19 protein-coding genes are annotated in these 21,328 nt (G+C 73.9%); 13 read left to right on the top strand and 6 right to left on the bottom strand.

Going from position 1 to position 21,328, the window contains the following annotated elements; translation table 11 throughout:
* Positions 1-188: 188 nt before the first annotated feature.
* The 8 genes from ACFYYT_RS15915 (at position 189) to ACFYYT_RS15880 (ending at position 8,780) form a co-directional block, all read left to right on the top strand.
* The gene (locus ACFYYT_RS15915; RefSeq protein WP_351827714.1) at positions 189-869 is read left to right on the top strand and encodes a response regulator; all 681 of its coding nucleotides are present in this window, start codon (positions 189-191) and stop codon (positions 867-869) included.
* A 154-nt stretch (positions 870-1,023) separates the two neighbouring features.
* On the top strand, positions 1,024-3,843 hold the full coding sequence (locus tag ACFYYT_RS15910; protein WP_351827711.1) for a DNA translocase FtsK: 2,820 nt from the start codon (positions 1,024-1,026) through the stop codon (positions 3,841-3,843).
* 207 nt (positions 3,844-4,050) lie between these two features.
* Positions 4,051-4,947 (top strand): RodZ domain-containing protein, encoded by an 897-nt coding sequence (locus ACFYYT_RS15905; RefSeq protein ID WP_351827709.1) that lies wholly within the window; start codon positions 4,051-4,053, stop codon positions 4,945-4,947.
* A gap of 125 nt (positions 4,948-5,072) precedes the next feature.
* Positions 5,073-6,566 carry a 30S ribosomal protein S12 methylthiotransferase RimO gene (gene rimO, locus ACFYYT_RS15900; RefSeq protein WP_351827707.1) on the top strand — a complete coding sequence of 498 codons (1,494 nt, stop codon included), beginning with the start codon at positions 5,073-5,075 and terminating at the stop codon, positions 6,564-6,566.
* A complete protein-coding gene (gene pgsA / locus ACFYYT_RS15895; protein ID WP_351827704.1) occupies positions 6,563-7,219 on the top strand; it encodes a CDP-diacylglycerol--glycerol-3-phosphate 3-phosphatidyltransferase in 657 nt (218 codons plus the stop codon). The genes rimO and pgsA overlap by 4 nt, the downstream gene beginning before the upstream one ends.
* Positions 7,220-7,305: 86 nt before the next feature.
* Complete coding sequence (locus ACFYYT_RS15890) at positions 7,306-7,785, top strand: CinA family protein (RefSeq protein ID WP_351827701.1); 480 nt, start codon at positions 7,306-7,308, stop codon at positions 7,783-7,785.
* Positions 7,786-7,894: 109 nt separating this feature from the next.
* Complete coding sequence (locus ACFYYT_RS15885) at positions 7,895-8,275, top strand: helix-turn-helix domain-containing protein (protein WP_007266936.1); 381 nt, start codon at positions 7,895-7,897, stop codon at positions 8,273-8,275.
* A 202-nt stretch (positions 8,276-8,477) separates the two neighbouring features.
* A complete protein-coding gene (locus tag ACFYYT_RS15880; RefSeq protein ID WP_388608152.1) occupies positions 8,478-8,780 on the top strand; it encodes a hypothetical protein in 303 nt (100 codons plus the stop codon).
* Here ACFYYT_RS15880 and ACFYYT_RS15875 read toward each other — a convergent pair.
* The 4 genes from ACFYYT_RS15875 to ACFYYT_RS15860 form a co-directional block, all read right to left on the bottom strand.
* Positions 8,728-9,495 carry an SDR family NAD(P)-dependent oxidoreductase gene (locus tag ACFYYT_RS15875; protein WP_351827699.1) on the bottom strand — a complete coding sequence of 256 codons (768 nt, stop codon included), beginning with the start codon at positions 9,493-9,495 and terminating at the stop codon, positions 8,728-8,730. The genes ACFYYT_RS15880 and ACFYYT_RS15875 overlap by 53 nt on opposite strands.
* Before the next feature lie 36 nt (positions 9,496-9,531).
* The gene (locus tag ACFYYT_RS15870; RefSeq protein ID WP_351827697.1) at positions 9,532-10,344 is read right to left on the bottom strand and encodes a DNA-formamidopyrimidine glycosylase family protein; all 813 of its coding nucleotides are present in this window, start codon (positions 10,342-10,344) and stop codon (positions 9,532-9,534) included.
* 225 nt (positions 10,345-10,569) lie between these two features.
* Positions 10,570-11,310, bottom strand: a complete 741-nt coding sequence (locus ACFYYT_RS15865; RefSeq protein ID WP_351827695.1) for a hypothetical protein — start codon at positions 11,308-11,310, stop codon at positions 10,570-10,572.
* 105 nt (positions 11,311-11,415) lie between these two features.
* Positions 11,416-16,008 carry an ATP-dependent helicase gene (locus ACFYYT_RS15860; RefSeq protein ID WP_351827692.1) on the bottom strand — a complete coding sequence of 1,531 codons (4,593 nt, stop codon included), beginning with the start codon at positions 16,006-16,008 and terminating at the stop codon, positions 11,416-11,418.
* 79 nt (positions 16,009-16,087) lie between these two features.
* Here ACFYYT_RS15860 and ACFYYT_RS15855 point away from each other — a divergent pair, with 79 nt between their 5' ends.
* The 3 genes from ACFYYT_RS15855 (at position 16,088) to ACFYYT_RS15845 (ending at position 18,094) form a co-directional block, all read left to right on the top strand.
* Positions 16,088-16,942: an AraC family transcriptional regulator gene (locus tag ACFYYT_RS15855; protein ID WP_351827690.1), complete on the top strand. Its 855-nt coding sequence runs from the start codon at positions 16,088-16,090 to the stop codon at positions 16,940-16,942.
* A gap of 139 nt (positions 16,943-17,081) precedes the next feature.
* Positions 17,082-17,789, top strand: a complete 708-nt coding sequence (locus tag ACFYYT_RS15850) for an AzlC family ABC transporter permease (protein ID WP_351827687.1) — start codon at positions 17,082-17,084, stop codon at positions 17,787-17,789.
* Positions 17,786-18,094 (top strand): AzlD domain-containing protein, encoded by a 309-nt coding sequence (locus ACFYYT_RS15845; protein WP_351827685.1) that lies wholly within the window; start codon positions 17,786-17,788, stop codon positions 18,092-18,094. Before ACFYYT_RS15850 ends, ACFYYT_RS15845 begins: the two co-directional genes overlap by 4 nt.
* Here the strand turns inward: ACFYYT_RS15845 and ACFYYT_RS15840 are convergent.
* The gene (locus tag ACFYYT_RS15840; protein WP_351827683.1) at positions 18,063-19,064 is read right to left on the bottom strand and encodes a hypothetical protein; all 1,002 of its coding nucleotides are present in this window, start codon (positions 19,062-19,064) and stop codon (positions 18,063-18,065) included. The two genes, ACFYYT_RS15845 and ACFYYT_RS15840, sit on opposite strands and share 32 nt — an antisense overlap.
* A gap of 80 nt (positions 19,065-19,144) precedes the next feature.
* Between ACFYYT_RS15840 and ACFYYT_RS15835 the strand changes: the two genes are divergently transcribed.
* The gene (locus tag ACFYYT_RS15835) at positions 19,145-19,339 is read left to right on the top strand and encodes a DUF3046 domain-containing protein (RefSeq protein ID WP_351827680.1); all 195 of its coding nucleotides are present in this window, start codon (positions 19,145-19,147) and stop codon (positions 19,337-19,339) included.
* 131 nt (positions 19,340-19,470) lie between these two features.
* Positions 19,471-20,559 (top strand): AI-2E family transporter, encoded by a 1,089-nt coding sequence (locus tag ACFYYT_RS15830; RefSeq protein WP_351827722.1) that lies wholly within the window; start codon positions 19,471-19,473, stop codon positions 20,557-20,559.
* Here ACFYYT_RS15830 and ACFYYT_RS15825 read toward each other — a convergent pair.
* Positions 20,510-21,241 (bottom strand): Clp protease N-terminal domain-containing protein, encoded by a 732-nt coding sequence (locus ACFYYT_RS15825; protein WP_351827678.1) that lies wholly within the window; start codon positions 21,239-21,241, stop codon positions 20,510-20,512. The two genes, ACFYYT_RS15830 and ACFYYT_RS15825, sit on opposite strands and share 50 nt — an antisense overlap.
* Positions 21,242-21,328 lie beyond the last annotated feature (87 nt).

The following is a 21,328-nucleotide window of genomic DNA, read 5'->3' as shown; positions in this document are numbered from 1 at the left end:
TCCCCTCACGTTTCCGCTTCGTGCACAGTGACATCTTGGTGACAGGGTGTGGCGATCTCGGGACTGGGGCTACGATGACCGGCACAAGGACGGACGGCGCCAGGATGCCGTCCTCTGGGGCGGGGCCCGGCGCATCCGCCGGAGCCAGGAGCCGGGGAGGCCCCGTGCCGGGGCGAGGAGGACAGGGCATGGTGCAGAAGGCCAAGATCCTCCTGGTCGACGACCGGCCGGAGAATCTGCTGGCGCTGGAGGCCATCCTCTCCGCGCTCGATCAGACACTGGTCCGGGCGTCGTCGGGGGAGGAAGCGCTCAAGGCGCTGCTCACGGACGATTTCGCGGTCATCCTGCTGGATGTCCAGATGCCGGGCATGGACGGATTCGAAACGGCCGCGCACATCAAGCGGCGCGAACGGACCCGGGACATCCCGATCATCTTCCTCACCGCGATCAATCACGGTCCGCACCACACCTTCCGCGGGTACGCGGCGGGCGCGGTGGACTACATTTCGAAGCCGTTCGACCCGTGGGTGCTGCGCGCCAAGGTCTCGGTCTTCGTCGAGCTCTACACGAAGAACTGCCAGCTGCGCGAACAGGCGGCGCTGCTGCGGCTCCAGCTGGAGGGCGGCGGTTCCAACGGCGACGGCAGCAAGGAGACGGCCGGTCTGCTGGCGGAGCTCTCGGCGCGGCTCGCCGCGGTCGAGGAGCAGGCCGAGGCCCTGACGAAGCAGCTCGGCGAGGATTCCGCCGACGCCGCGGTCGTGGCCACCGCCGCGCACCTGGAGCGCAAGCTGACCGGACTGCGGCGGGCCCTGGACGCCCTGGAGCCGGGGACGGGCGGGGGAGCGGCGATGCTCCCCGCTCAGGGCTGAGTCCTCCCGTACGGCGAAGACGCCCGTCTCCGGCTCCGGCTGGGCGGGCGTCAGGTCTGCCGGGGCGTCAAAGCGCGTACGGACGGGGCGACACGAACGGGTGAAGGGGTGGGCACGCGTGTCCACCGGCGTGCGCACCGGTAACCTCGGCCCCATGGCCTCAAGTACGTCCGGCAAGGGTTCCCAGAGCACCGCGGGCACCGCGAAGGGCCGCACCGGCCGTACGACGGCGCCGGCCAAGAAGGCGGCGCCCGCGCGCAAGCCGCCCGCGAAGAGGGCCGCGGCGCCCCGGCGCGCGCCCGTCAAGAAGGTCGCCGCGAAACCGGCGCCGTCCCCCACCGGGGGCGTGCTGCGGCTGGTGCGCGCCTGCTGGCTCGGTCTCGCGCACGCCATCGGCGCGGTCCTGCGCGGGCTCGGCCGGGGTGCGAAGAACCTCGACCCCGCGCACCGCAAGGACGGGCTGGCGCTGTTGCTGCTGGCCCTGGCACTGATCGTCGCCGCGGGGACCTGGTCGAACCTGAGCGGGCCCGTCGGGGACCTGGTGACGATGCTGGTCACGGGTGCGTTCGGGCGCCTGGACCTGCTCGTGCCGGTCCTGCTCGGCGTCATGGCCGTGCGGTTCATCCGCCACCCCGAGCAGACCGACGCCAACGGGCGGATCGGGGTCGGCCTGTCCGCGCTGGTCATCGGTGTCCTCGGGCTGGTCCACATCGCCTGCGGGGCGCCCGGCCGTGACGAGGGCACCACCGCGATGCAGAACGCGGGCGGGCTCGTCGGCTGGGCCGCCTCCAAGCCGCTGATCTTCACGATGGGCGCGCCGCTGGCCGTGCCCATGCTGGTGCTGCTGACGGTGTTCGGGCTGCTGGTGGTTACCGCGACCCCGGTCAACGCGATCCCGCAGCGGCTGCGCCGGCTCGGGATCCGGCTCGGGATCATCGCGCCGAACGAGTACGACGAGAGGTACGCCGAGCAGGACGGCGCCGCCGTCCGGCCGGACCGCCACGACGCCGAGCAGTGGCGGGCCCGGTCCGGCGCCGCCGCGGGGGTTCCCGCCGACGGGGCCGAGGAGGCCGCACTGGCCCGCCGTCGCCGGCCGCGCCGCAGCGCGGCGCGGGGCGGGGAGCAGGGGATGGACGCCGTCGACGTGGCGGCAGCGGCCGCCGCGGCGCTGGACGGGGTGGTGTACGGGGGGCTGCCCCCGTCGCCGCTGGTCGCCGATCTGACCCAGGGGATCTCCGGGGACCGCGACGCGGTGGAGGTCACCGCTCCGGTGCCGCCGGCGCGGGCGGGGCGCCCCGGCGCCCCGGCGGCCCCCGCCGCCCCGGCCGCCCCGACCGTCCCGCTCCCTTCCGCGGATCCGGCCGCTCCGGAGCAGGACGGCGCCCCGCACGAGCGGACCGCCGCGGCCTCCGGCACGCTGTCGGTGCCGGACCTGACGAAGGCGCCGCCGGAGGCCCAGCCGCTGCCGCCGCGCGCCGAGCAGCTCCAGCTGCGCGGCGACATCACGTACGCCCTGCCCTCGCTGGACCTGCTGGAGAAGGGCGGCCCGGGCAAGACCCGCAGCGCCGCCAACGACGCGGTCGTCGCCTCGCTGACGAACGTCTTCACCGAGTTCAAGGTCGACGCCCAGGTCACCGGCTTCACCCGGGGCCCGACGGTCACCCGCTACGAGGTGACGCTCGGCGCCGCGGTGAAGGTCGAGCGGATCACGGCGCTGGCGAAGAACATCGCCTACGCCGTGGCCTCCCCGGACGTGCGGATCATCAGCCCGATCCCGGGGAAGTCCGCGGTCGGCATCGAGATCCCCAACACCGACCGCGAGATGGTCAACCTGGGCGACGTGCTGCGCCTGGCGGACGCCGCCGAGGACGACCACCCGATGCTGGTCGCGCTCGGCAAGGACGTGGAGGGCGGCTACGTCATGGCCAACCTCGCGAAGATGCCGCACGTGCTGGTCGCGGGCGCCACCGGCTCCGGCAAGTCCTCCTGCATCAACTGCCTGATCACCTCGGTGATGGTGCGGGCCACCCCGGAGGACGTCCGGATGGTCCTCGTCGACCCCAAGCGGGTGGAGCTGACCGCGTACGAGGGCATCCCGCACCTGATCACGCCGATCATCACCAACCCCAAGCGGGCCGCCGAGGCGCTCCAGTGGGTGGTGCGCGAGATGGACCTGCGCTACGACGACCTGGCCGCCTTCGGCTTCCGGCACATCGACGACTTCAACCAGGCGATCCGGGACGGCAAGATCAAGCTGCCGCCGGGCAGCGAGCGGGAGCTGAGCCCGTACCCGTACCTGCTGGTGATCGTCGACGAGCTGGCCGACCTGATGATGGTGGCCCCGCGCGACGTCGAGGATTCGATCGTGCGCATCACCCAGCTGGCCCGCGCGGCCGGCATCCACCTGGTGCTCGCCACGCAGCGGCCCTCGGTGGACGTGGTCACCGGTCTGATCAAGGCGAACGTCCCCTCGCGGCTCGCGTTCGCCACGTCCTCGCTCGCGGACAGCCGGGTCATCCTGGATCAGCCCGGCGCCGAGAAGCTGATCGGGAAGGGTGACGGGCTGTTCCTGCCGATGGGTGCGAACAAGCCGGTCCGCCTTCAGGGGGCCTTCGTCACCGAGGACGAGATCGCCGGGATCGTGCAGCACTGCAAGGACCAGATGGCGCCCGTCTTCCGGGACGACGTGACGGTGGGGCAGAAGCAGAAGAAGGAGATCGACGAGGAGATCGGCGACGATCTGGACCTGCTGTGCCAGGCGGCGGAACTGGTGGTCTCCACCCAGTTCGGTTCGACGTCGATGCTCCAGCGCAAGCTGCGGGTGGGTTTCGCCAAGGCGGGCCGGCTCATGGACCTGATGGAGTCCCGGGGCGTGGTCGGCCCCAGCGAGGGGTCGAAGGCGCGCGACGTCCTGGTCAAACCCGACGAACTGGACGGGGTCCTCGCCGTGATCCGGGGGGAGGACGCCCCCTAGAACGGGGGCCGTCCGGATCACCCGACCGTATGGGATCGCAGGGCAACCGTTTCCCCCGGGCGCGCGTCAAGTTGAGGGGGACGACGGTGGGTGTTTCCGGAAGCCATTCGGATGGCGTAGGTAGGGCACCCTCCGGTTGCCCCACCCTTTCGTCACCCCCCTAGACTGGGAAGCCAGCAGGTGGCTACACGCTCGAAAGGCGCCCTCGTGTCCATCGGCAACTCCAACTCCCCCGAAGAAGAGCGGCCTTCGGCCGATGACCGGTCCGAGGACCGTCTCGTCGAACGTTCCGTCGAAGGCCCGTCCATCGGGACGGCCCTCAAGAAGGCCCGGATCGCCGCCGGGCTGACAGTCGACGAGGTCAGTTCCACCACCCGCGTGCGCATCCCGATCGTGCACGCGATCGAAGAGGACGACTTCACGCGGTGCGGCGGCGACGTCTACGCCCGCGGTCACATCCGTACGCTCGCCCGCGCCGTGCACCTCGATCCGGCACCCCTGATCGACAGCTTCGACGCGGCCCACGGCGGCCGGCCGGCACCCACCCCCGCCGCGCCGATGTTCGAAGCCGAGCGGATCCGCCCCGAACGGCAGCGGCCCAACTGGACCGCCGCCATGGTCGCCGCCATCGTCGCCGTGATCGGCTTCGTCGGCTTCACCGCCTTCGGCGGCGGGGACGACTCGGGCAAGCGGCCGGTGGCGGAAGGTTCCGCCGCCCCGCAGTCCGCGCCCAAGAAGCCCGCGGGCAAGCCCGCCGTCCAGCCCCAGCAGACCCCGAAGGCCCCCAAGCCGGAGCCCTCGGACAGCGCCATCGCCGCGGCCCCCAAGGACCTCGTCACGGTCGTCCTGACGGCCGACACCGGGGAGAGCTGGATCTCCGCGAAGGACCACAGCGGCCGGCTGCTGTTCGACGGAACCCTCGCGCACGGCGAGTCGAAGACCTTCACGGACAAGGAGTCCGTCGACCTCGTGCTCGGCGACGCCGGGTCCGTCAAGCTGTTCGTGAACGGCAAGGAGATCAAGGAACGTTTCCAGCAGGGTCAGGTGGAACGCCTCACCTACACCAAGGACGATCCCCGCGAGGGCCAGGCCCAGGCGGGCTGACCAGCGCGGAACAAGAAATTCCAGATCCCCGGGATCCCGTGCGGCACCAGCCGCCGGCCCCGGGGATCTTGCTGTGGGGGGACTTGGGGCGGGGGGCGCCGTCCGGACGAAGTAGTCTTGAGTCCATGCCCGAACGCCGTACCGTCGCCCTTGTCACTCTTGGCTGCGCCCGTAACGAGGTGGACTCGGAGGAGCTCGCAGGCCGCTTGGCGGCGGATGGCTGGGAGCTCGTCGAGGACGCCGCCGACGCGGACGTAGCCGTCGTCAACACCTGTGGCTTCGTCGAAGCCGCCAAGAAGGACTCCGTAGACGCCCTGCTGGAAGCCAATGATCTGAAGGATCACGGCAAGACCCAGGCCGTCGTCGCCGTCGGCTGTATGGCCGAGCGCTACGGCAAGGAACTCGCCGAAGCGCTCCCCGAGGCCGACGGCGTGCTCGGCTTCGACGACTACGCCGACATCTCCGACCGCCTCCAGACGATCCTCAACGGCGGCATCCACGCCTCCCACACCCCGCGCGACCGGCGCAAGCTGCTGCCGATCAGCCCGGCGGAGCGCCAGGACACCGCCGTGGCCCTGCCCGGCCACGCCCAGGAGCCGGAAGCCGTCCCCGCGGACCTCCCCGAGGGCCTCGCGCCCGCCTCCGGGCCGCGCGCCCCGCTGCGCCGCCGTCTGGACAAGAGCCCGGTGGCCTCCGTCAAGCTCGCCTCCGGCTGCGACCGGCGCTGCTCCTTCTGCGCCATCCCGTCCTTCCGCGGCTCCTTCATCTCCCGCCGCCCCAGCGACGTGCTGGGCGAGACGCGCTGGCTCGCCGAGCAGGGCGTCAAGGAGATCATGCTGGTCTCCGAGAACAACACCTCGTACGGCAAGGACCTCGGCGACATCCGGCTGCTGGAGACCCTGCTGCCCGAGCTGGCCGAGGTGGACGGCATCGAGCGCGTCCGCGTCAGCTACCTCCAGCCCGCCGAGATGCGGCCCGGGCTGATCGACGTACTCACCTCCACCCCCAAGGTCGTCCCGTACTTCGACCTCTCCTTCCAGCACTCGGCCCCCGACGTGCTGCGCGCCATGCGCCGCTTCGGTGACACCGACCGCTTCCTGGAGCTGCTGGACACCATCCGCTCCAAGGCTCCGCAGGCCGGCGTCCGGTCCAACTTCATCGTCGGCTTCCCCGGCGAGAAGGAGTCGGACTTCGCCGAACTGGAGCGCTTCCTCACGCACGCCCGCCTCGACGCCATCGGCGTCTTCGGCTACTCCGACGAGGACGGCACCGAAGCCGTCACCTACGACGGCAAGCTGGACGCGGACACCATCGCGGAACGCCTCGCGCACATGCAGCGCCTCGCCGAGGAGCTCACCTCGCAGCGCGCGGAGGAGCGGATCGGGGAGACCCTGGAGGTGCTCGTCGAGACGGTCGTCCCGTTCGACGAGGCGGAGGAGGGCGAGGGCGCCTACGGGCGCGCCGCGCACCAGGCTCCCGAAACCGACGGCCAGGTCGTCTTCACGGACGGCGCGGGCCTGGTCCCGGGGCGTATCGTCACCGCGAAGGTGGTCGGGACGCTGGGTGTGGACCTGGTGGCCGAGGCCCTGGACGTGGACCTTGAGGAGGCGGCCGGATGACCGGTGTCCCGGCACCAGCGGCGGGCGGGACCGGCCGTCGGCCCGCGCCCGGCGCGAAGCTCGGGACCGCGGCCGTCAATCAGGCCAGCCTGTGGAACATCGCCAACATCCTGACGATGGTCCGGCTCGTCCTCGTGCCGGGATTCGTCCTGCTGCTGCTCGCCGACGGGGGCTACGACCCCGTCTGGCGGGCGTGGGCGTGGGCGGCCTTCGCCGTCGCCATGATCACGGACATCTTCGACGGGCACCTGGCCCGGACGTACAACCTGGTCACGGACTTCGGGAAGATCGCCGACCCCATCGCCGACAAGGCGATCATGGGGTCGGCTCTGGTGTGTCTGTCCTGGCTCGGCGACCTGCCCTGGTGGGTGACGGGGGTGATCCTCGGGCGCGAGCTCGGGATCACGCTGATGCGCTTCTGGGTGATCCGCTACGGCGTGATTCCGGCCAGCCGGGGCGGCAAGCTGAAGACCCTCGCCCAGGGCACCGCCGTGGGCATGTACGTCCTCGCGCTGACCGGACCGCTCGCGACCCTGCGTTTCTGGGTGATGGCGGTCGCCGTCGTGCTGACGGTGGTCACCGGTCTGGACTACATCCGGCAGGCCGTGGTGCTGCGCCGGGCCGGGCTCGCCGCGGAGCGGGCCGCGACGTGACACACGGGGCGGGGGAGCGGCCGGAGGTTTCCGGTGCGGCGGAAGCGGGTGCGTCGGCGGCCGCTCTGGCCGGGGACGTACTGAGGATGCTCGCGGAGCGTGACCAGACGCTCGCGGTCGCGGAATCCCTGACCGGCGGGCTGGTCGCCGCGGAGATCACCGCGGTGCCCGGGGCCTCTCGCTCCTTCCTCGGCTCGGTCACGGCGTACGCCACTGAACTCAAGCACCGCGTCCTCGGGGTGGACGCGGAGCTGCTCGCGGCGGAAGGCGCGGTGAACGCGCAGGTCGCGGCGGAGATGGCGGCCGGAGTGCGGCGCGTGACCGGTGCCACGTGGGGGATCGCGACCACGGGTGTGGCCGGTCCGGACCCGCAGGACGGCCGGCCGGTGGGCACGGTCTTCATCGCCGTGGCCGGTCCGGCGGGCAGGAAAACCGCCCCGTTGAGGTTGAACGGCTCCCGTACGGAAATCCGTAGGGAGAGTGTACGGACAGTGCTCGAACTGCTCTCGAGCGAACTCCGCGAGAATCTGCGGGGGCAGGATACGGAACAGAACGGGGGGATTTGATGTTTGCAGCCCTGAGTGAACACGACATCGCTCCCCGCACGGCCGCGGCGCGAGGCGGTACGGTGGGGCGTGAAGGTTACGGCTACACGGTCAGAGGAGGGAGCCACCGATGATTCTGCTCCGTCGCCTGCTGGGTGACGTGCTGCGTCGGCAGCGCCAGCGCCAGGGCCGTACTCTGCGCGAAGTCTCCTCGTCCGCCCGAGTTTCGCTCGGCTATCTCTCCGAGGTGGAGCGGGGGCAGAAGGAGGCATCCTCCGAGCTGCTCTCCGCGATCTGCGACGCGCTGGACGTACGGATGTCCGAGCTGATGCGCGAAGTCAGCGACGAGCTGTCGCTGGCGGAGCTTGCGCAGTCGGCCGCCGCAAGCGAACCGGTGCCGGCACCGGTGCGCCCGATGCTCAATTCGGTCTCCGTGGCTTCGGTCACGGGCGGACCCGAGCGGGTGACCATCAAGGCACCCGTGGAAGCGGTGAATGTCGTAGCCGCTTGAGCGTGACGACAAGCATGTGAGCGTGGCGGGAGCCCCGGGTGGTGCGTGAAGCGCCGGCCGGGGCTCTTTGCCGTCTCCAGGTCACCGGCGCGGCGCGGCGGGCGTTCTGGGTGCGGGGGGCGGGGTCCTGCGGGAGGATGGGGCCGTTCGGGATCCCGCCCTCCCCCAGAATCCGTCCGGGGGGACCCCCGTGGAGGTGGCCGTGCGGAGGTTGCTCATACCCCTCGCGCTGACGGTGGGCGTGCTCTGGTGGTGGGCCGTGCTGCGGCTGGCCCTGGTGCCGGAGAGCGCCGGGGCGGTGGAGGGGGCCGTGGCGGTGGGCGGCTGGGGGCTCGGGCTGTTGCCGGTGCACTGCACGGCACGGGTGCCCGTCCGCAGGGCGCGTGCGACCGGCGCGGAGGGCGAGGGGGACGAGGAGGGCGCGGGAGGCGTCGGGGGGCCGCCCGCCGGGGCTACCAGGGCATCGACACTCCGCCGTTCGGGCGCAGGATCTGGCCCGTCATGAAGGAGGAGGCGTCGCAGGCCAGGTAGAGCACTGCCTGGGCGATGTCCTCGGGCCGTCCGACCCGGCGCAGCGGGGACATCCGGACCATGGCCGCCTCGGTCCGCTCCTGGACCCCGGCGCCGTGCCGGTCCGTCATCGGGGTGCGGATCCAGCCCGGGGCGACGGCGTTGACGCGGATGCCGTGCGGCCCGGCCTCGGTGGCGAGGGTCTTCGTCAGCTGGACCACGGCCGCCTTGGCGGCGCTGTAGCAGAGCAGGCCGGGCTGGGCGGCGTCCACGGCGCCGGAGGCCATGGTCACGACGGATCCGGGGCGGCCCGCGGCGATCATGGAGCGGACGGCCTCCTGGCAGGTGCGCAGGACGCCCTTGAAGTTGATGTCCAGGACCCGGTCGAGGTCCTCGTCGGTGGTCTCCAGGACGCTGCTGGTGTGCATCACCCCGGCGATGGCGGCGGTGATGTCGAGGGGGCCGGCCGCGGCGACCGCGGCGCGCAGGGCGGCGCGGTCGGTGACGTCGAGGGGGTGGGCGGTGGCGGCGCCGCCGGCCCCGGCGATCAGGGCGGCGGTCTCGGCCAGGCCCTGCTCGTCGCGGTCCGCGCAGTGCACGGCGGCTCCGGCCCCGGCGAGCAGCAGGGCGGTGGCGCGGCCTATGCCGCTGGCGGCTCCGGTGACGAGCGCGGTGCGGCCGGTGAGGTCGTACGCGGTGGGTGTGGGCATGCGGGGACCGTACGAGTGGACCTGACGGGCCGTCAACTATCCCGTCGGGCCCGGACCGGACTGGCAGCTCGGACACCAGTACGTCGGGCGGCCGTCCTGCGGGGACTCGCGGACGGGGGTGCCGCAGCGCAGGCAGGGGCGGTGGGCGCGGCCGTAGACGAAGAGTTCCTGGCCGGGGCGGTGGCGGCCGGTGGTGTTGCGGTGCCGGGGGCGGGCGGCGTCGCCGGTGTTCGCGGCCAGCAGGCGCCGGGCGGCCTCGGCCAGCCGGGGGACGGTGGTCTGCGGGTCGGGGAGGGCGCCGACCGGGGTCCAGGGGGTCGCCTGGGCCAGGAAGCAGAGCTCGGCCTTGTAGATGTTGCCGATGCCCGCCAGGTTGCGCTGGTCGAGCAGGGCCTCGCCCAGCGGGCGCCCGGGGGTGGCGAGGAGGTTGGCGGCCGCAACGGCCGGATCCCAGTCGGGGCCGAGGAGGTCGGGGCCGAGGTGGCCCACCACGCGGTCCTCGTCGGCGGTGCGGAGCAGTTCGAGGACGGGGAGCCGGTAGCCGACGGCGGTGGCGTCGGCGGTGCCCAGGACGGCCCGGATCTCGTAGGAGGGGCCGCCGCGCCACTTCTCGTCCGGACGGAAGACGTACCAGGCGCCGTCCATGCGCAGGTGGCTGTGGAGGGTGAGGCCGCCTTCGAGGCGGGTCAGGAGGTGCTTGCCGCGCGGAGTGACGTCCAGGGTGGTGCGGCCGGTGAGGTCGGCGGTGGCGAAGCGGGGGACGCGCAGGTCGGCGCTGGTCAGGGGTTTGCCGGCGAGGGCGGTGTGGAGGCGGGCCGCCGCGCGGTGGACGCTGTCTCCTTCGGGCATGGCCCCATTGTCGCCCGGCGGGGGCCGGGGAGGGGGGAGCGCGGGGCGGGGGCGCCGGCGGGGGCCGGCCGGGCGCCGGACGGGCGGGGCGGGCGTCGCGGGGCAGACGTCGCCGGGCGGGGTGGGGCGGGCGTCGCCGGGTGGTGCGGGACGGGGCGAGCCCCCGCGCCGGGGCGGCGGTGCGGGGGCTCGTCGCGGTGCGGGCGCGGGGTTGCGCGCCGCCCGTCACTTCCAGGTCAGGCCCTCCTTGAGGGTGAACGGGTCACCCCAGTACTTCGCGCCGGCGACCTTGGTGTCGGCCGAGGGGGCCAGGGCGACCGCGCAGCTGGACTGCGTCTGGCCGTTGGTGAAGCCCTTCGGCAGCGAGTCGTCCTTGCACTTGTCGAACTTGCCGATGATGTAGAGGTCCTCGGCCTCGGAGCCGTCGCCGAGCAGGCCCTTGATGTGGCTGACGGAGGTGAAGGAGAGGTCCGTGGTGCCCGTGTTCTTCACCGTGTAGTGGATGTAGTAGGGCACCTTGCCCTTGGCCTTGTCGCCGAGCTTGAGTACATCCAGGTCCGCGGCCTGGCCCTGCTCGATCTTGGTGACCGAGAGGGCGATCTGGCCCTTGGTGCTGCCGGAGGTGAACGGGAACTCGGCCGCCTCGCCGATCTTGTACTGCTGGCCGGGCTTGGCCGCGCCGGCGGCGCCGCCCGGGGCCGGGGCGGCGGGCGAGGACGGGGCGCCGCCGTAGCCGCCGGAGGCGCTCGCGCTCGGCGAGGCGGGGGTGCCCGGCTGGGAGGCGGGGGCGGAGGCGGACGGGGCCGCCGGGGCCACGTCCTCGTTGCCGTCCTTGCAGCCCGTGAGGACGAGGGTGGAGGCGACCGCGAGGCCGGCCGCGGCCAGGGTGGTTCTGCGCATGCCGAAGGTGCTCATTTTCTGTTCCCCCATGAAGGTGACGTGCACGCCGATGACGTGTGTGATCACCTTGATAAAGCATGAATAAGCGTTTCCGGCCATCGAGGGGCGTCCGGCGGCCGTTTCGTGACATGCCCAAGACATAAGTGGCGTGCCTGAGACGGCCCCGGACGCTCAGCGGCGCAGCCGCAGCCCCCTCGGGGTGGCGTGGAAGCCGGCTTCCTCCAGGGCGCGGCCCAGCGGGGAGGTCAGGGCCGCGGCGGCGTTGATCCGCTCCACCGTGAGGTCCGGGAGGGTGCCCGCCCGCGACGCCGCGGCCAGCGCCTCCGTCGCCGCGGCCAGGCGCGGATCCTCGGCGTCGGGCCAGGCCAGCAGGGTCTTCCCGCCGCGCTCCAGGTACAGGGCGAGGTCTCCGTCGACCAGGACCACGAGAGAGCCCGCCTTGCGGCCCGGCTTGTGGGTGGCGCCGCCCGGGGGCTCCGGCCAGGGCAGGGCCGCCCCGTACGCGTTCGCGGGATCGGCTGCGGCCAGCACCACCGCCGCCAGCGGGGGCGGCGTCCGCTCGGCGGCCCGCAGGCGGTCCACCGCGCCGTCCATCGCGAACTGGGCGGCGCCCAGCCCCTCCACCACGTAACCCCGGCGGGCCTGCCCGCTGTCCTCGAAGGCGGACAGGATCCGGTACACCGCGCTGAACCCGCCCTCGATCCCCTCGGCGGCCACGGCCCCGCGGGTGACCACCCCGTGCCGGTCCAGCAGGGTCCGGGCGAGCGCGTGGGCGCGGTGCGTCGGATCGGGCGCGGGGGGCGGGAGCAGCGACCAGCGCCCCGAGACCGTGGGCGGGCCCGTACGGGACGTGGTGGCGGTGAGGGATCCGTACCGGCCGCGCGGCACCGTACGGCGCGCCCGGTGCGCGGTGGCGCCCGCCGTGCGGCCCGAGCCCAGCAGGGAGCGCAGCGGGGCCAGGGTGTCGTTCGTCACCCGGCCCGACCAGGCCAGGTCCCACAGGGCCGCGGACAGCTCCAGGTCGGAAGCCTGCGCGAGACCCGCGCGGACGGACTCCGCCAGCTGCCGGAAGAACAGGGCGTGCCCCGAGGAGAGGGCCTCCAGCACTTGCTGGTGCAGCGGGCTGAGCTCCAGCGGGTGGGCGGGCGGCAGCAGCAGGGGCGCCGCGTCCGCCAGGTAGAGGGAGATCCAGCCGTCCTTGCCGGGCAGGGCCCCCGCGCCCGCCCAGACCACTTCGCCGGTCGTGGTCAGCTCGTCGAGCAGGGCCGGGGAGTAGCCCGCCACCCGTGAGGGCAGGATCAGCCGCTCCAGCGCCGAGGCGGGCACCGGGGCCCCCTGGAGCTGTTCGACGGCGCGGGCCAGGCCGTCGATGCCGCGCAGGCCGCCGCCCAGGTGCTGCCACTGGGGCAGGAAGGTGGCCAGGGCCGCCGGGGGGACCGGCTCCAGCTCCTGGCGCAGCGCCGCCAGCGAACGGCGCCGCAGCCGGCGCAGCACCGCCGCGTCGCACCACTCCTGCCCGATGCCCGCCGGATGGAACTCGCCCTGGACGACCCGGCCCGCCGCCGCGAGCCGGTGCAGGGCGCCCTCCGTCACCGCCGCGCCCAGGCCGAAGCGGGCGGCGGCGGTGGCGGTGGTGAACGGCCCGTGGGTCCGCGCGTGCCGGGCGAGCAGGTCGCCGAGGGGGTCCTTGACGGGCTCGGTGAACGCCTCCGGTACGCCGACGGGCAGCGCCGTGCCCAGCGCGTCCCGCAGCCGACCCGCGTCCTCCACCGCCGCCCAGTGGTCCGTGCCGGCGATCCGGACCCGGATCGCGCGGCGGGCCGCCGCCAGCTCCGGGGCCCAGCCGGGCTCCGCGCCGCGCGCCGCCAGTTCCGCGTCGGTCAGCGGGCCCAGCAGGCGCAGCAGGTCGGCCACCGACTCGGCGTCCTTGGCCCGCCGCTCCGGCGTCAGCCACTGGAGCTCGCGCTCCAGTTCCTCCAGCACCTCGGCGTCGAGGAGTTCGCGCAGCTCCGCCTGGCCCAGCAGTTCGGCCAGCAGCCGGGAGTCCAGCGAGAGGGCCGCCGCCCGCCGCTCCGCGAGGGGGGAGTCCCCCTCGTAGAGGAACTGGGCGACGTAACCGAACAGCAGGGAGCGGGCGAAGGGGGAGGGCTCGGGCGTGGTGACCTCGACCATGCGCACGCGCCGCGCCTCGATGTCGCCCATCAGCTCCGTCAGCCCCGGCACGTCGAACACGTCCTGGAGGCATTCCCGTACGGCTTCCAGCACGATCGGGAAGGAGCCGAACTCCGAGGCCACCTGGAGCAGTTGCGAGGCCCGCTGGCGCTGCTGCCACAGCGGGGTGCGCTTGCCCGGACTGCGGCGCGGCAGCAGCAGCGCGCGGGCCGCGCACTCGCGGAACCGGGAGGCGAACAGGGCCGACCCGCCGACCTGGTCGGTGACGATCCCGCTCACGTCGCCCTGCTCGAAGATGACGTCGGCCGCGCCGAGCGGGGCCTGTTCGTCATCGAAGCCGAAGCCGGCGGCGGGCGCCGCCGGATCGTGGTCGAGGAGGTCCATCGAGAGCAGGTCGGCATCCGGCAGGCGCAGCACGATCCCGTCGTCGGCATGCATCACCTGGGCGTCCATGCCGTACTTCTCGGCGAGGCGGGCGCCGAGGGCCAGCGCCCAGGGGGCGTGCACCTGCGCGCCGAAGGGGGAGTGGACCACGACCCGCCAGTCGCCGAGCTCGTCGCGGAACCGCTCGACCACGATGGTCCGGTCGTCGGGCACGTGTCCGCAGGCCTCGCGCTGTTCGGCGAGGTACGCGATGACGTTCTGGGCGGCCCGGGCGTCCAGACCGGCCGCCAGCAGCCTCAGCCGGGCGTCCTCCTCGGTGAGGGCCCCCAGCTCGCGCAGGAACGCGCCGACCGCGCGGCCCAGTTCGAGGGGCCGGCCGAGCTGGTCGCCCTTCCAGAACGGGAGCCGGCCCGGCACGCCGGGGGCGGGGGTGACCAGGACCCGGTCCCGGGTGATGTCCTCGATCCGCCAGGACGTGGTGCCCAGGGTGAACACGTCCCCCACGCGGGACTCGTAGACCATCTCCTCGTCGAGCTCGCCGACCCGGCCGCCGCCCTTCTTGGGGTCCGAGCCCGCCAGGAAGACGCCGAACAGCCCGCGGTCCGGGATCGTGCCGCCGGAGGTGACCGCCAGGCGCTGCGCGCCGGGCCGGCCCGTGACCGTCCCCGCGACCCGGTCCCACACCACCCGGGGCCTGAGCTCGGCGAAGGCGTCCGAGGGATAGCGGCCCGCCAGCATGTCCAGCACCGCCGTGAACGCCGACTCGGGCAGCGCCGCGAACGGCGCGGCCCGCCGGACGAGCGCGAGGAGGTCGTCCAGCTGCCAGGTGTCCATCGCCGTCATTGCGACGAGCTGCTGGGCCAGCACGTCCAGCGGGTTGGAGGGGACGCGCAGGGACTCGATCGATCCCGTGCGCATCCGCTCGGTGACCACCGCCGCCTGGACCAGGTCCCCTCGGTACTTGGGGAAGACCACGCCGGTGGAGACCGCGCCCACCTGGTGTCCGGCGCGGCCGACGCGCTGGAGTCCGGAGGCCACCGAGGGCGGCGACTCCACCTGCACTACCAGGTCGACGGCGCCCATGTCGATGCCGAGTTCGAGGCTGGAGGTGGCCACCACGGCCGGCAGCCGGCCCGCCTTGAGGTCCTCCTCGACCAGGGCCCGCTGCTCCTTGGAGACCGAACCGTGGTGCGCGCGGGCCAGCAGCGGCGGGGCTCCGAGCGCGGCGCCCGCCTGGGCCATGATCTCGGCGGGCGGCGAGCCGTCCGGCATCGGCTCGCCCATGGCCCGCTCGTAGGCGATCTCGTTGAGCCGGTTGCACAGCCGCTCCGCGAGACGGCGGGAGTTGGCGAACACGATCGTGGAGCGGTGCGCCTGCACCAGGTCCACGATCCGCTCCTCGACATGGGGCCAGATCGACGGCTTGTCGCCGCCCTCCCTGCCCTCCGTGGCGGGGGAGCCGCCCAACTCGCCCATGTCGTCCACCGGGACGACCACCGACAGGTCGAACTCCTTGTCCGACGGCGGCTGTACGATCTCCACCCGGCCGCGCGGGGCCAGGTAGCGGGCCACCTCCTCCACCGGCCGGACCGTCGCCGACAGGCCGATCCGGGTTGCCGGGCGCGGCAGCAGCTCGTCCAGCCGCTCCAGGGACAGGGCCAGGTGCGCCCCGCGCTTGGTACCCGCCACGGCGTGCACCTCGTCGAGGATGACCGTCTCGATGCCGGTCAGCGCCTCCCGGGACGCCGAGGTAAGCATCAGGAACAGCGACTCCGGGGTGGTGATCAGGATGTCCGGCGGCCGGGTGGCCAGCGCGCGCCGCTCGGCGGGCGGGGTGTCGCCGGAGCGGATCCCGACCCGGATGTCCGGCTCCGGCAGGCCCAGGCGCGCGGACTCCTGGCGGATGCCGGTCAGCGGGCTGCGCAGGTTGCGCTCCACGTCCACCGCGAGGGCCTTGAGCGGGGACACGTACAGCACGCGGCAGCGCTTCTTCGGCTCGGCGGGCGGTGGCGTGGAGGCGAGCCGGTCGAGGGCGGCGAGGAAGGCGGCCAGCGTCTTGCCGGACCCGGTGGGCGCCACCACGAGCACGTCGGAGCCCTCCCCGATCGCCCGCCACGCCCCCTCCTGGGCGGGCGTGGGTGTACGGAAGGCCCCCGCGAACCACGAGCGGGTAGCGGGGGAGAACGAATCGAGCGCAGCGCCTGCCATGCCCCCATCGTGCACCCGGCCACTGACAACGGGCCGGACCTGCGCGGACGCGGTCGCGGGCGGCGCGCAGAATGGGGTCATGGGAACGGACGGGAGCGGCGGCCGGCGCGCCGGGCGCAAGGAGTGGGCACGGCACTGGCAGCCCGCCCAGCTGCCGGGGCTGGACCTGCTGCGCGCCCACTACGTGCGCCACACCTTCCCCCGCCACACGCACGAGGGCTACGTCATCGCCGCCGTCACCGGCGGCATCGAGGAGATCGGCCTGCCCGCCGGCACCCTGCGGGCCGGGCCGGGCAGCGTGGTGCTGATCAACCCCGAGGTGGCCCACACCGCCCGCGCCGGGGTGCCCGAGGGCTGGGCGTACGCCACCCTGTACCCCTCCCGGGACCTGATCGCCGAGGTCGCCGCGGAGGTCGCGGGCCTGCGCGGCACCCCCGGTTTCACCGCCGACATGGTCTGCGACGCGGACGCCTCGCGGATGATCACCGAGGTGCACGGGGCCGCCGAGGCCGGCAACGCGCTCGCCGCCGACACCCTGCTGCGGGGCGTCGTCGCGCGCATGCTCGCCCGGCACGCGGGCCCGCTGCCCGCCCGTACGGTACGGCGCGCGGGCGCCGCCGACGCGGAACGGGCCCGGAGCGTACTGGAGGAGCGGATGGCGCGGCCGCCCTCGCTGGAGCAGCTCGCGGCGGAACTGGGCACCAGCCCCTTCGCCCTGCTGCGGGCCTTTCGCGACCGGTACGGGATGCCGCCCCACACCTGGCTCACCGATGCCCGGGTGCGCCGGGCGCGGCTGCTGCTGGAGGCGGGCACCGCGCCCGCCGAGGCGGCCGTCACCGTCGGCTTCACGGACCAGCCGCACCTGAACCGGCACTTCACCCGGATCGTGGGCGTCCCGCCCGGCGCGTACCGGCGCGAGCGCGCGGCGGGCTAGGGGCCGCGCACCGGGGGAGACCTCGCGGGCCCGGCCCGGGGCCGGGCGCCGGCCCCCGGACCCCGCCGGACGTGCAAGAACGTACAAGACCCGGCCGCACCCGCCCGCGTACGTTCGCCGGGTGGGAGAACATCGAGTGGTGACAGCACAGGCCCGCCCCGACGACGCGGGGCCCGGCCCCGGGCGGCCGCGCGCCGCCGTCGTGCGCGACGCGCTCGGGGTGGGAGTGGCCGTCGGGCTGTCGGGGTTCGCCTTCGGGGTGACCGCCGCCGGCGCCGGGATCAGCGTGCTCCAGGCCTGCGCGCTGAGCCTGCTCGTCTTCACCGGAGCCTCGCAGTTCGCGCTGGTCGGCGCGCTCGCGGCGGGCGGCAACCCCTTCACCGCCGCCGCCGGGGCCTTCTTCCTCGGCACCCGGAACGCCTTCTACGGGCTGCGGCTCTCGCGGCTGCTCGCCCTGCCCCGCGCGGTGCGCCCCCTCGCGGCGCACTGGGTGATCGACGAGACCACCGCCGTGGCGCTGGCCCAGCCCGACCGCAAGTCCGCCCGGCTCGGGTTCACCGTCACCGGGCTCAGCCTCTACCTGCTGTGGAACCTGACCACCCTGCTCGGCGCGCTCGGCGCGGAGGCCATCGGGGACACCTCCGCCTGGGGGCTGGACGCGGCCGGGCCCGCCGTGTTCCTCGCGCTGCTCGCGCCGATGCTCAGGACGGGCACCGAGCGGGCCGTCGCGGCCCTCGCCCTCGTCCTCGGACTGGGCTTCCTGCCCGTGCTGCCCTCCGGGGTGCCCGTACTGATCGCCGCGCTGGCCGCGCCCGCCGTGCTGTGGCTGAAGGGACGCCGACCGTGAACGTCTGGATCGCCATCGGGATCACCGTCGTCGGCTGCTACGCGGTCAAGCTCGCCGGACTGCTGGTGCCGGCCGGGGCCCTGGAGCGGCCCGCCGTGCGCCGGCTGTCCGCCCTGCTGCCGGTCGCGCTGCTCGCCGCGCTCACCGCCCAGCAGACCTTCAGCACCGGCCACGAGCTGGTCCTCGACGCCCGGGCCGCCGGCCTCGCCGCCGCCGGGCTCGCGCTGCTGCTGCGCGCCCCCTTCCTCGTCGTGGTCGCGGCCGCGGTGCTCGTCACCGCGGGCGTGCGGGCGCTGGGGGGCTGACCGGGCCCAGCGGCCTCCCGTAGGCGCGCAGCGTCAGCAGCGCCTCCAGGGTGGCGATCGGACGCCGCTCCAGCGAGCTGCCCGGCGCCCAGGCCCGGCGGTGCACCGGCCAGCCGCCGTCGGGCTGCTGCTGTGCGGCGAGGAAGTCCAGCGAGCGGCGCATCTCCTCGTCGGTGAACCAGCCGCGGGCCAGGGACCCGGGCCGGGCCGCGTAGTCGTACGGGAAGAGCCGCTCGCCCGCCGCGTAGCCGGGGGCGGGCGGGTACTCCTCGCGCCGGTCGGGGTCGAGCACCGCCAGGCGCCGCTCGCGCACCAGCCGGCCCAGCCGGTCGGCGGCCGCCGCGGCGCGGGGGCGGTCGGGGGCGCCGTCGAGGAAGGCCACCGCGCTCTGGACCTCGTACGGGTGCCAGTGGCGCAGCGTCTCGATCCGTTCCCAGCAGAAGTCCGTGGCCCGGAACAGCCAGGCGTGCCAGATCCGGTTGCGGTGCAGGAGCCCGACCACGGGGCCGGTGGTCAGCAGCTCGCCCGGCGGGTCGTCGTGCACCGGGTGGTACGGGGCGCCGGGGTAGGCGCGCGGGCCCGGCAGCGCCAGCGGGAGCGCGCCCTCGGGGGTGGAGACCCGGGTCAGGTGGCGGCAGAGCCGCTCGATGCGCTGCCCGGAACAGCGGCCGAGGCCGTCCAGGACCCGCAGGGCGTGCGCGGTGTGCAGGGGCTGGCTCAGCGGGCCGCGCAGGTCCGGGTCGAGCGCGTGGCCGTAGCCGCCGTCGGCCCCCAGATAGGCGCCGAGCGCCGCGTCCACCGCGTCGGCTTCCCCGCCGAGGAAGTGGAAGGAGAAGCGCCGCTGCTCCAGCACCCGGGCCGTGAGCCAGATGAAGGGTTCGGCGCGTGCCAGCGGGGCCGGCGGGGCCGGAGGGGCCGGAGGGGCCGCAGGGGCGGACGGGGCCGGCGGGGGAGATGCGTCTCCAGGCATGCGTGCCACCGTAGGGCGCCCGGCCGCAGGGGCGGAGGCCAACGGGGCGGGTGCACTCTCCCGGGCGGGATACTGGAGGCATGCGGTTGACGACTTTCTGGGAGCGGATGGCGGAGCACTTCGGTGCGGGCTACGCGGACTCCTTCGCCCGGGACCACGTGATGACGGAGCTCGGCGGACGCACGGTTCACCAGGCGCTGGAGGCCGGCTGGGAGGCCAAGGACGTGTGGCGCGCGGTGTGCTCGGCGATGGACGTGCCGGCCTCGCTGCGCTGACGGGGGCACCGCTTCGCGGTTCGCGGGGCGGGCCGGGCAGACTGGGCGTCGTGGCAGCCAGTGATGAGACGACGACCGACCCGACCGCGGACCCCGGGGAGGGTCCGCCGCCCCCGGCGGCGGACGCGCGGATGCCGCGCTGGCTGCCCCGCGCGGTGGTCCTCGTACTGGCCCTGGTCGCCTGTTTCCAGCTCGGCAGCTGGGCCTTCCACCAGCTGACCGGGCTGCTCGTCAACATCCTGATCGCGTTCTTCCTCGCGCTCGCGATCGAGCCCGCCGTGGCCAGGATGGCGGCCCGCGGGATGCGCCGCGGGCTCGCCACCTTCCTGGTGTCCCTCGCCGTGTTCGTCGCGACCGCGGGTTTCCTCGTGCTGCTCGGCTCGATACTCGCCGGTCAGATCGTCGACATCGTGGAGGGCTTCCCCGGCACCCTCGACTCGGTCATCAGCTGGATCAACACCACCTTCCACACCGACCTGTCCCGGCTGGACATCCAGGACAGCCTGCTGCATTCGGACTGGCTCCAGAAGTACGTGCAGAACAGCGCGTCCGGCGTGCTCGACGTGTCGACGACCGTGCTCGGCGGCCTCTTCAAACTGCTGACGATCGGCCTGTTCGCCTTCTACTTCGCCGCCGACGGGCCCCGGCTGCGGCGCGCGCTGTGCTCCGTGCTGCCGCCCGCGAAGCAGGCCGAGGTGCTGCGGGCCTGGGAGATCGCCGTCGCCAAGACGGGCGGCTACCTTTACTCCCGCGGCCTGATGGCGCTGATCTCCGGCATCGCGCACTACGTCGTCTTCGTGTTCCTCGACGTGCCGTACGCGCCCGCCCTCGCGGTGTGGGTGGGGCTGGTCTCGCAGTTCATCCCCACCATCGGCACCTACCTGGCGGGCGCGCTGCCGATGCTGATCGCCTTCACGGTCGACCCCTGGTACGCCGTGTACGTGCTCGGGTTCGTGGTGGTGTACCAGCAGTTCGAGAACTACGTGCTCCAGCCCAAGCTGACCGCGCGGACGGTGGACATCCACCCGGCGGTGGCCTTCGGATCGGTGATCGCGGGCACCGCCCTGCTGGGGGCGGTCGGCGCGCTCATCGCGATCCCGGCCGTGGCCACCCTCCAGTCCTTCCTCGGCGCCTACGTCAAGCGCTACGAGGTCACCGACCCGGAGCCGGTCAGGACTGCTCCTCGGACCCGCCGAGTACGGTGGCCAGGAGCGCGGTGATGCGGGCCTCGGCCTCCGCCTTGTCGAGCCCGAGGCCGCTCAGCACGCCGTCGCCGTCCTCCAGTTCGAGCAGGGCGAGCAGGACGTGTTCGGTGCCGACGTAGGCGTGGCCCATGCGCAGGGCCTCGCGGAAGGTCAGCTCCAGGGCCTTCTTGGCGCCGGCGTCGAAGGGGATCAGGGCCGGCAGGGGGGTGGCCGAGGGGCCGGGCAGGGCGGTCGTGACGGCGGCGCGCACGTCGTCGACGGTGAGCCGGTGGGAAGCGAGGACCGTGGCCCAGACGCCCTCGGGCTCGGCGAGCAGCCCCAGGGCCAGGTGCTCGGGGCGGATCTCGGCGTGACCGGCCGCGCGGGCCTCGTTCTGGGAGCCCACCACGACGTTGCGGGCGCGGGGGGTGAAGCGCGCGAAGCCCTGGCTCGGGTCGAGGCCGGGCTCGCCCTCCTTGTCGGCCTTGGGTACGAAGCGCTTCTGCGCGGCCTGGCGGGTGACGCCCATGCTGCGGCCGATGTCGGTCCAGGAGGCGCCGGAGCGGCGGGCCTGGTCGACGAAGTGTCCGATCAGGTGGTCGGCCACGTCACCGAGGGCCTCGGCGGCGACGACGGCGCCGCTGAGCTGCTCCAGGGTGTCGGAGTGGACCTTCTTGATGGCCTCGATCAGATCGTCGAGGCGCACCGGATTGGTCATGCGGACGGGTTCCACGGGTGCCGCGGGTGCTGCGGATCCCTGGGGTTCCACTGAGGGGTTCGTCATGAATGCAACCCTAGGTTGACA

Source organism: Streptomyces sp. NPDC002032 (assembly GCF_042890765.1).
In the GTDB taxonomy this organism is placed as follows: domain Bacteria; phylum Actinomycetota; class Actinomycetes; order Streptomycetales; family Streptomycetaceae; genus Streptomyces.
This window is presented reverse-complemented; position numbering and strand designations above follow the sequence as displayed.

Excerpts from the sequence above, each read along its gene's own strand:
- ACFYYT_RS15890 (WP_351827701.1), top strand. The coding sequence starts at position 7,306 with ATGCTCGCGGAGCGTGACCAGACGCTCGCGGTCGCGGAATCCCTGACC.
- ACFYYT_RS15870 (WP_351827697.1), bottom strand. The coding sequence starts at position 10,344 with ATGCCCGAAGGAGACAGCGTCCACCGCGCGGCGGCCCGCCTCCACACC.
- ACFYYT_RS15835 (WP_351827680.1), top strand. The coding sequence starts at position 19,145 with ATGCGGTTGACGACTTTCTGGGAGCGGATGGCGGAGCACTTCGGTGCG.
- rimO (WP_351827707.1), top strand. The coding sequence starts at position 5,073 with ATGCCCGAACGCCGTACCGTCGCCCTTGTCACTCTTGGCTGCGCCCGT.
- ACFYYT_RS15825 (WP_351827678.1), bottom strand. The coding sequence starts at position 21,241 with ATGACCAATCCGGTGCGCCTCGACGATCTGATCGAGGCCATCAAGAAG.
- ACFYYT_RS15830 (WP_351827722.1), top strand. The coding sequence starts at position 19,471 with ATGCCGCGCTGGCTGCCCCGCGCGGTGGTCCTCGTACTGGCCCTGGTC.
- ACFYYT_RS15875 (WP_351827699.1), bottom strand. The coding sequence starts at position 9,495 with ATGCCCACACCCACCGCGTACGACCTCACCGGCCGCACCGCGCTCGTC.
- ACFYYT_RS15855 (WP_351827690.1), top strand. The coding sequence starts at position 16,088 with ATGGGAACGGACGGGAGCGGCGGCCGGCGCGCCGGGCGCAAGGAGTGG.
- pgsA (WP_351827704.1), top strand. The coding sequence starts at position 6,563 with ATGACCGGTGTCCCGGCACCAGCGGCGGGCGGGACCGGCCGTCGGCCC.
- ACFYYT_RS15885 (WP_007266936.1), top strand. The coding sequence starts at position 7,895 with ATGATTCTGCTCCGTCGCCTGCTGGGTGACGTGCTGCGTCGGCAGCGC.
- ACFYYT_RS15910 (WP_351827711.1), top strand. The coding sequence starts at position 1,024 with ATGGCCTCAAGTACGTCCGGCAAGGGTTCCCAGAGCACCGCGGGCACC.
- ACFYYT_RS15840 (WP_351827683.1), bottom strand. The coding sequence starts at position 19,064 with ATGCCTGGAGACGCATCTCCCCCGCCGGCCCCGTCCGCCCCTGCGGCC.
- ACFYYT_RS15915 (WP_351827714.1), top strand. The coding sequence starts at position 189 with ATGGTGCAGAAGGCCAAGATCCTCCTGGTCGACGACCGGCCGGAGAAT.
- ACFYYT_RS15860 (WP_351827692.1), bottom strand. The coding sequence starts at position 16,008 with ATGGCAGGCGCTGCGCTCGATTCGTTCTCCCCCGCTACCCGCTCGTGG.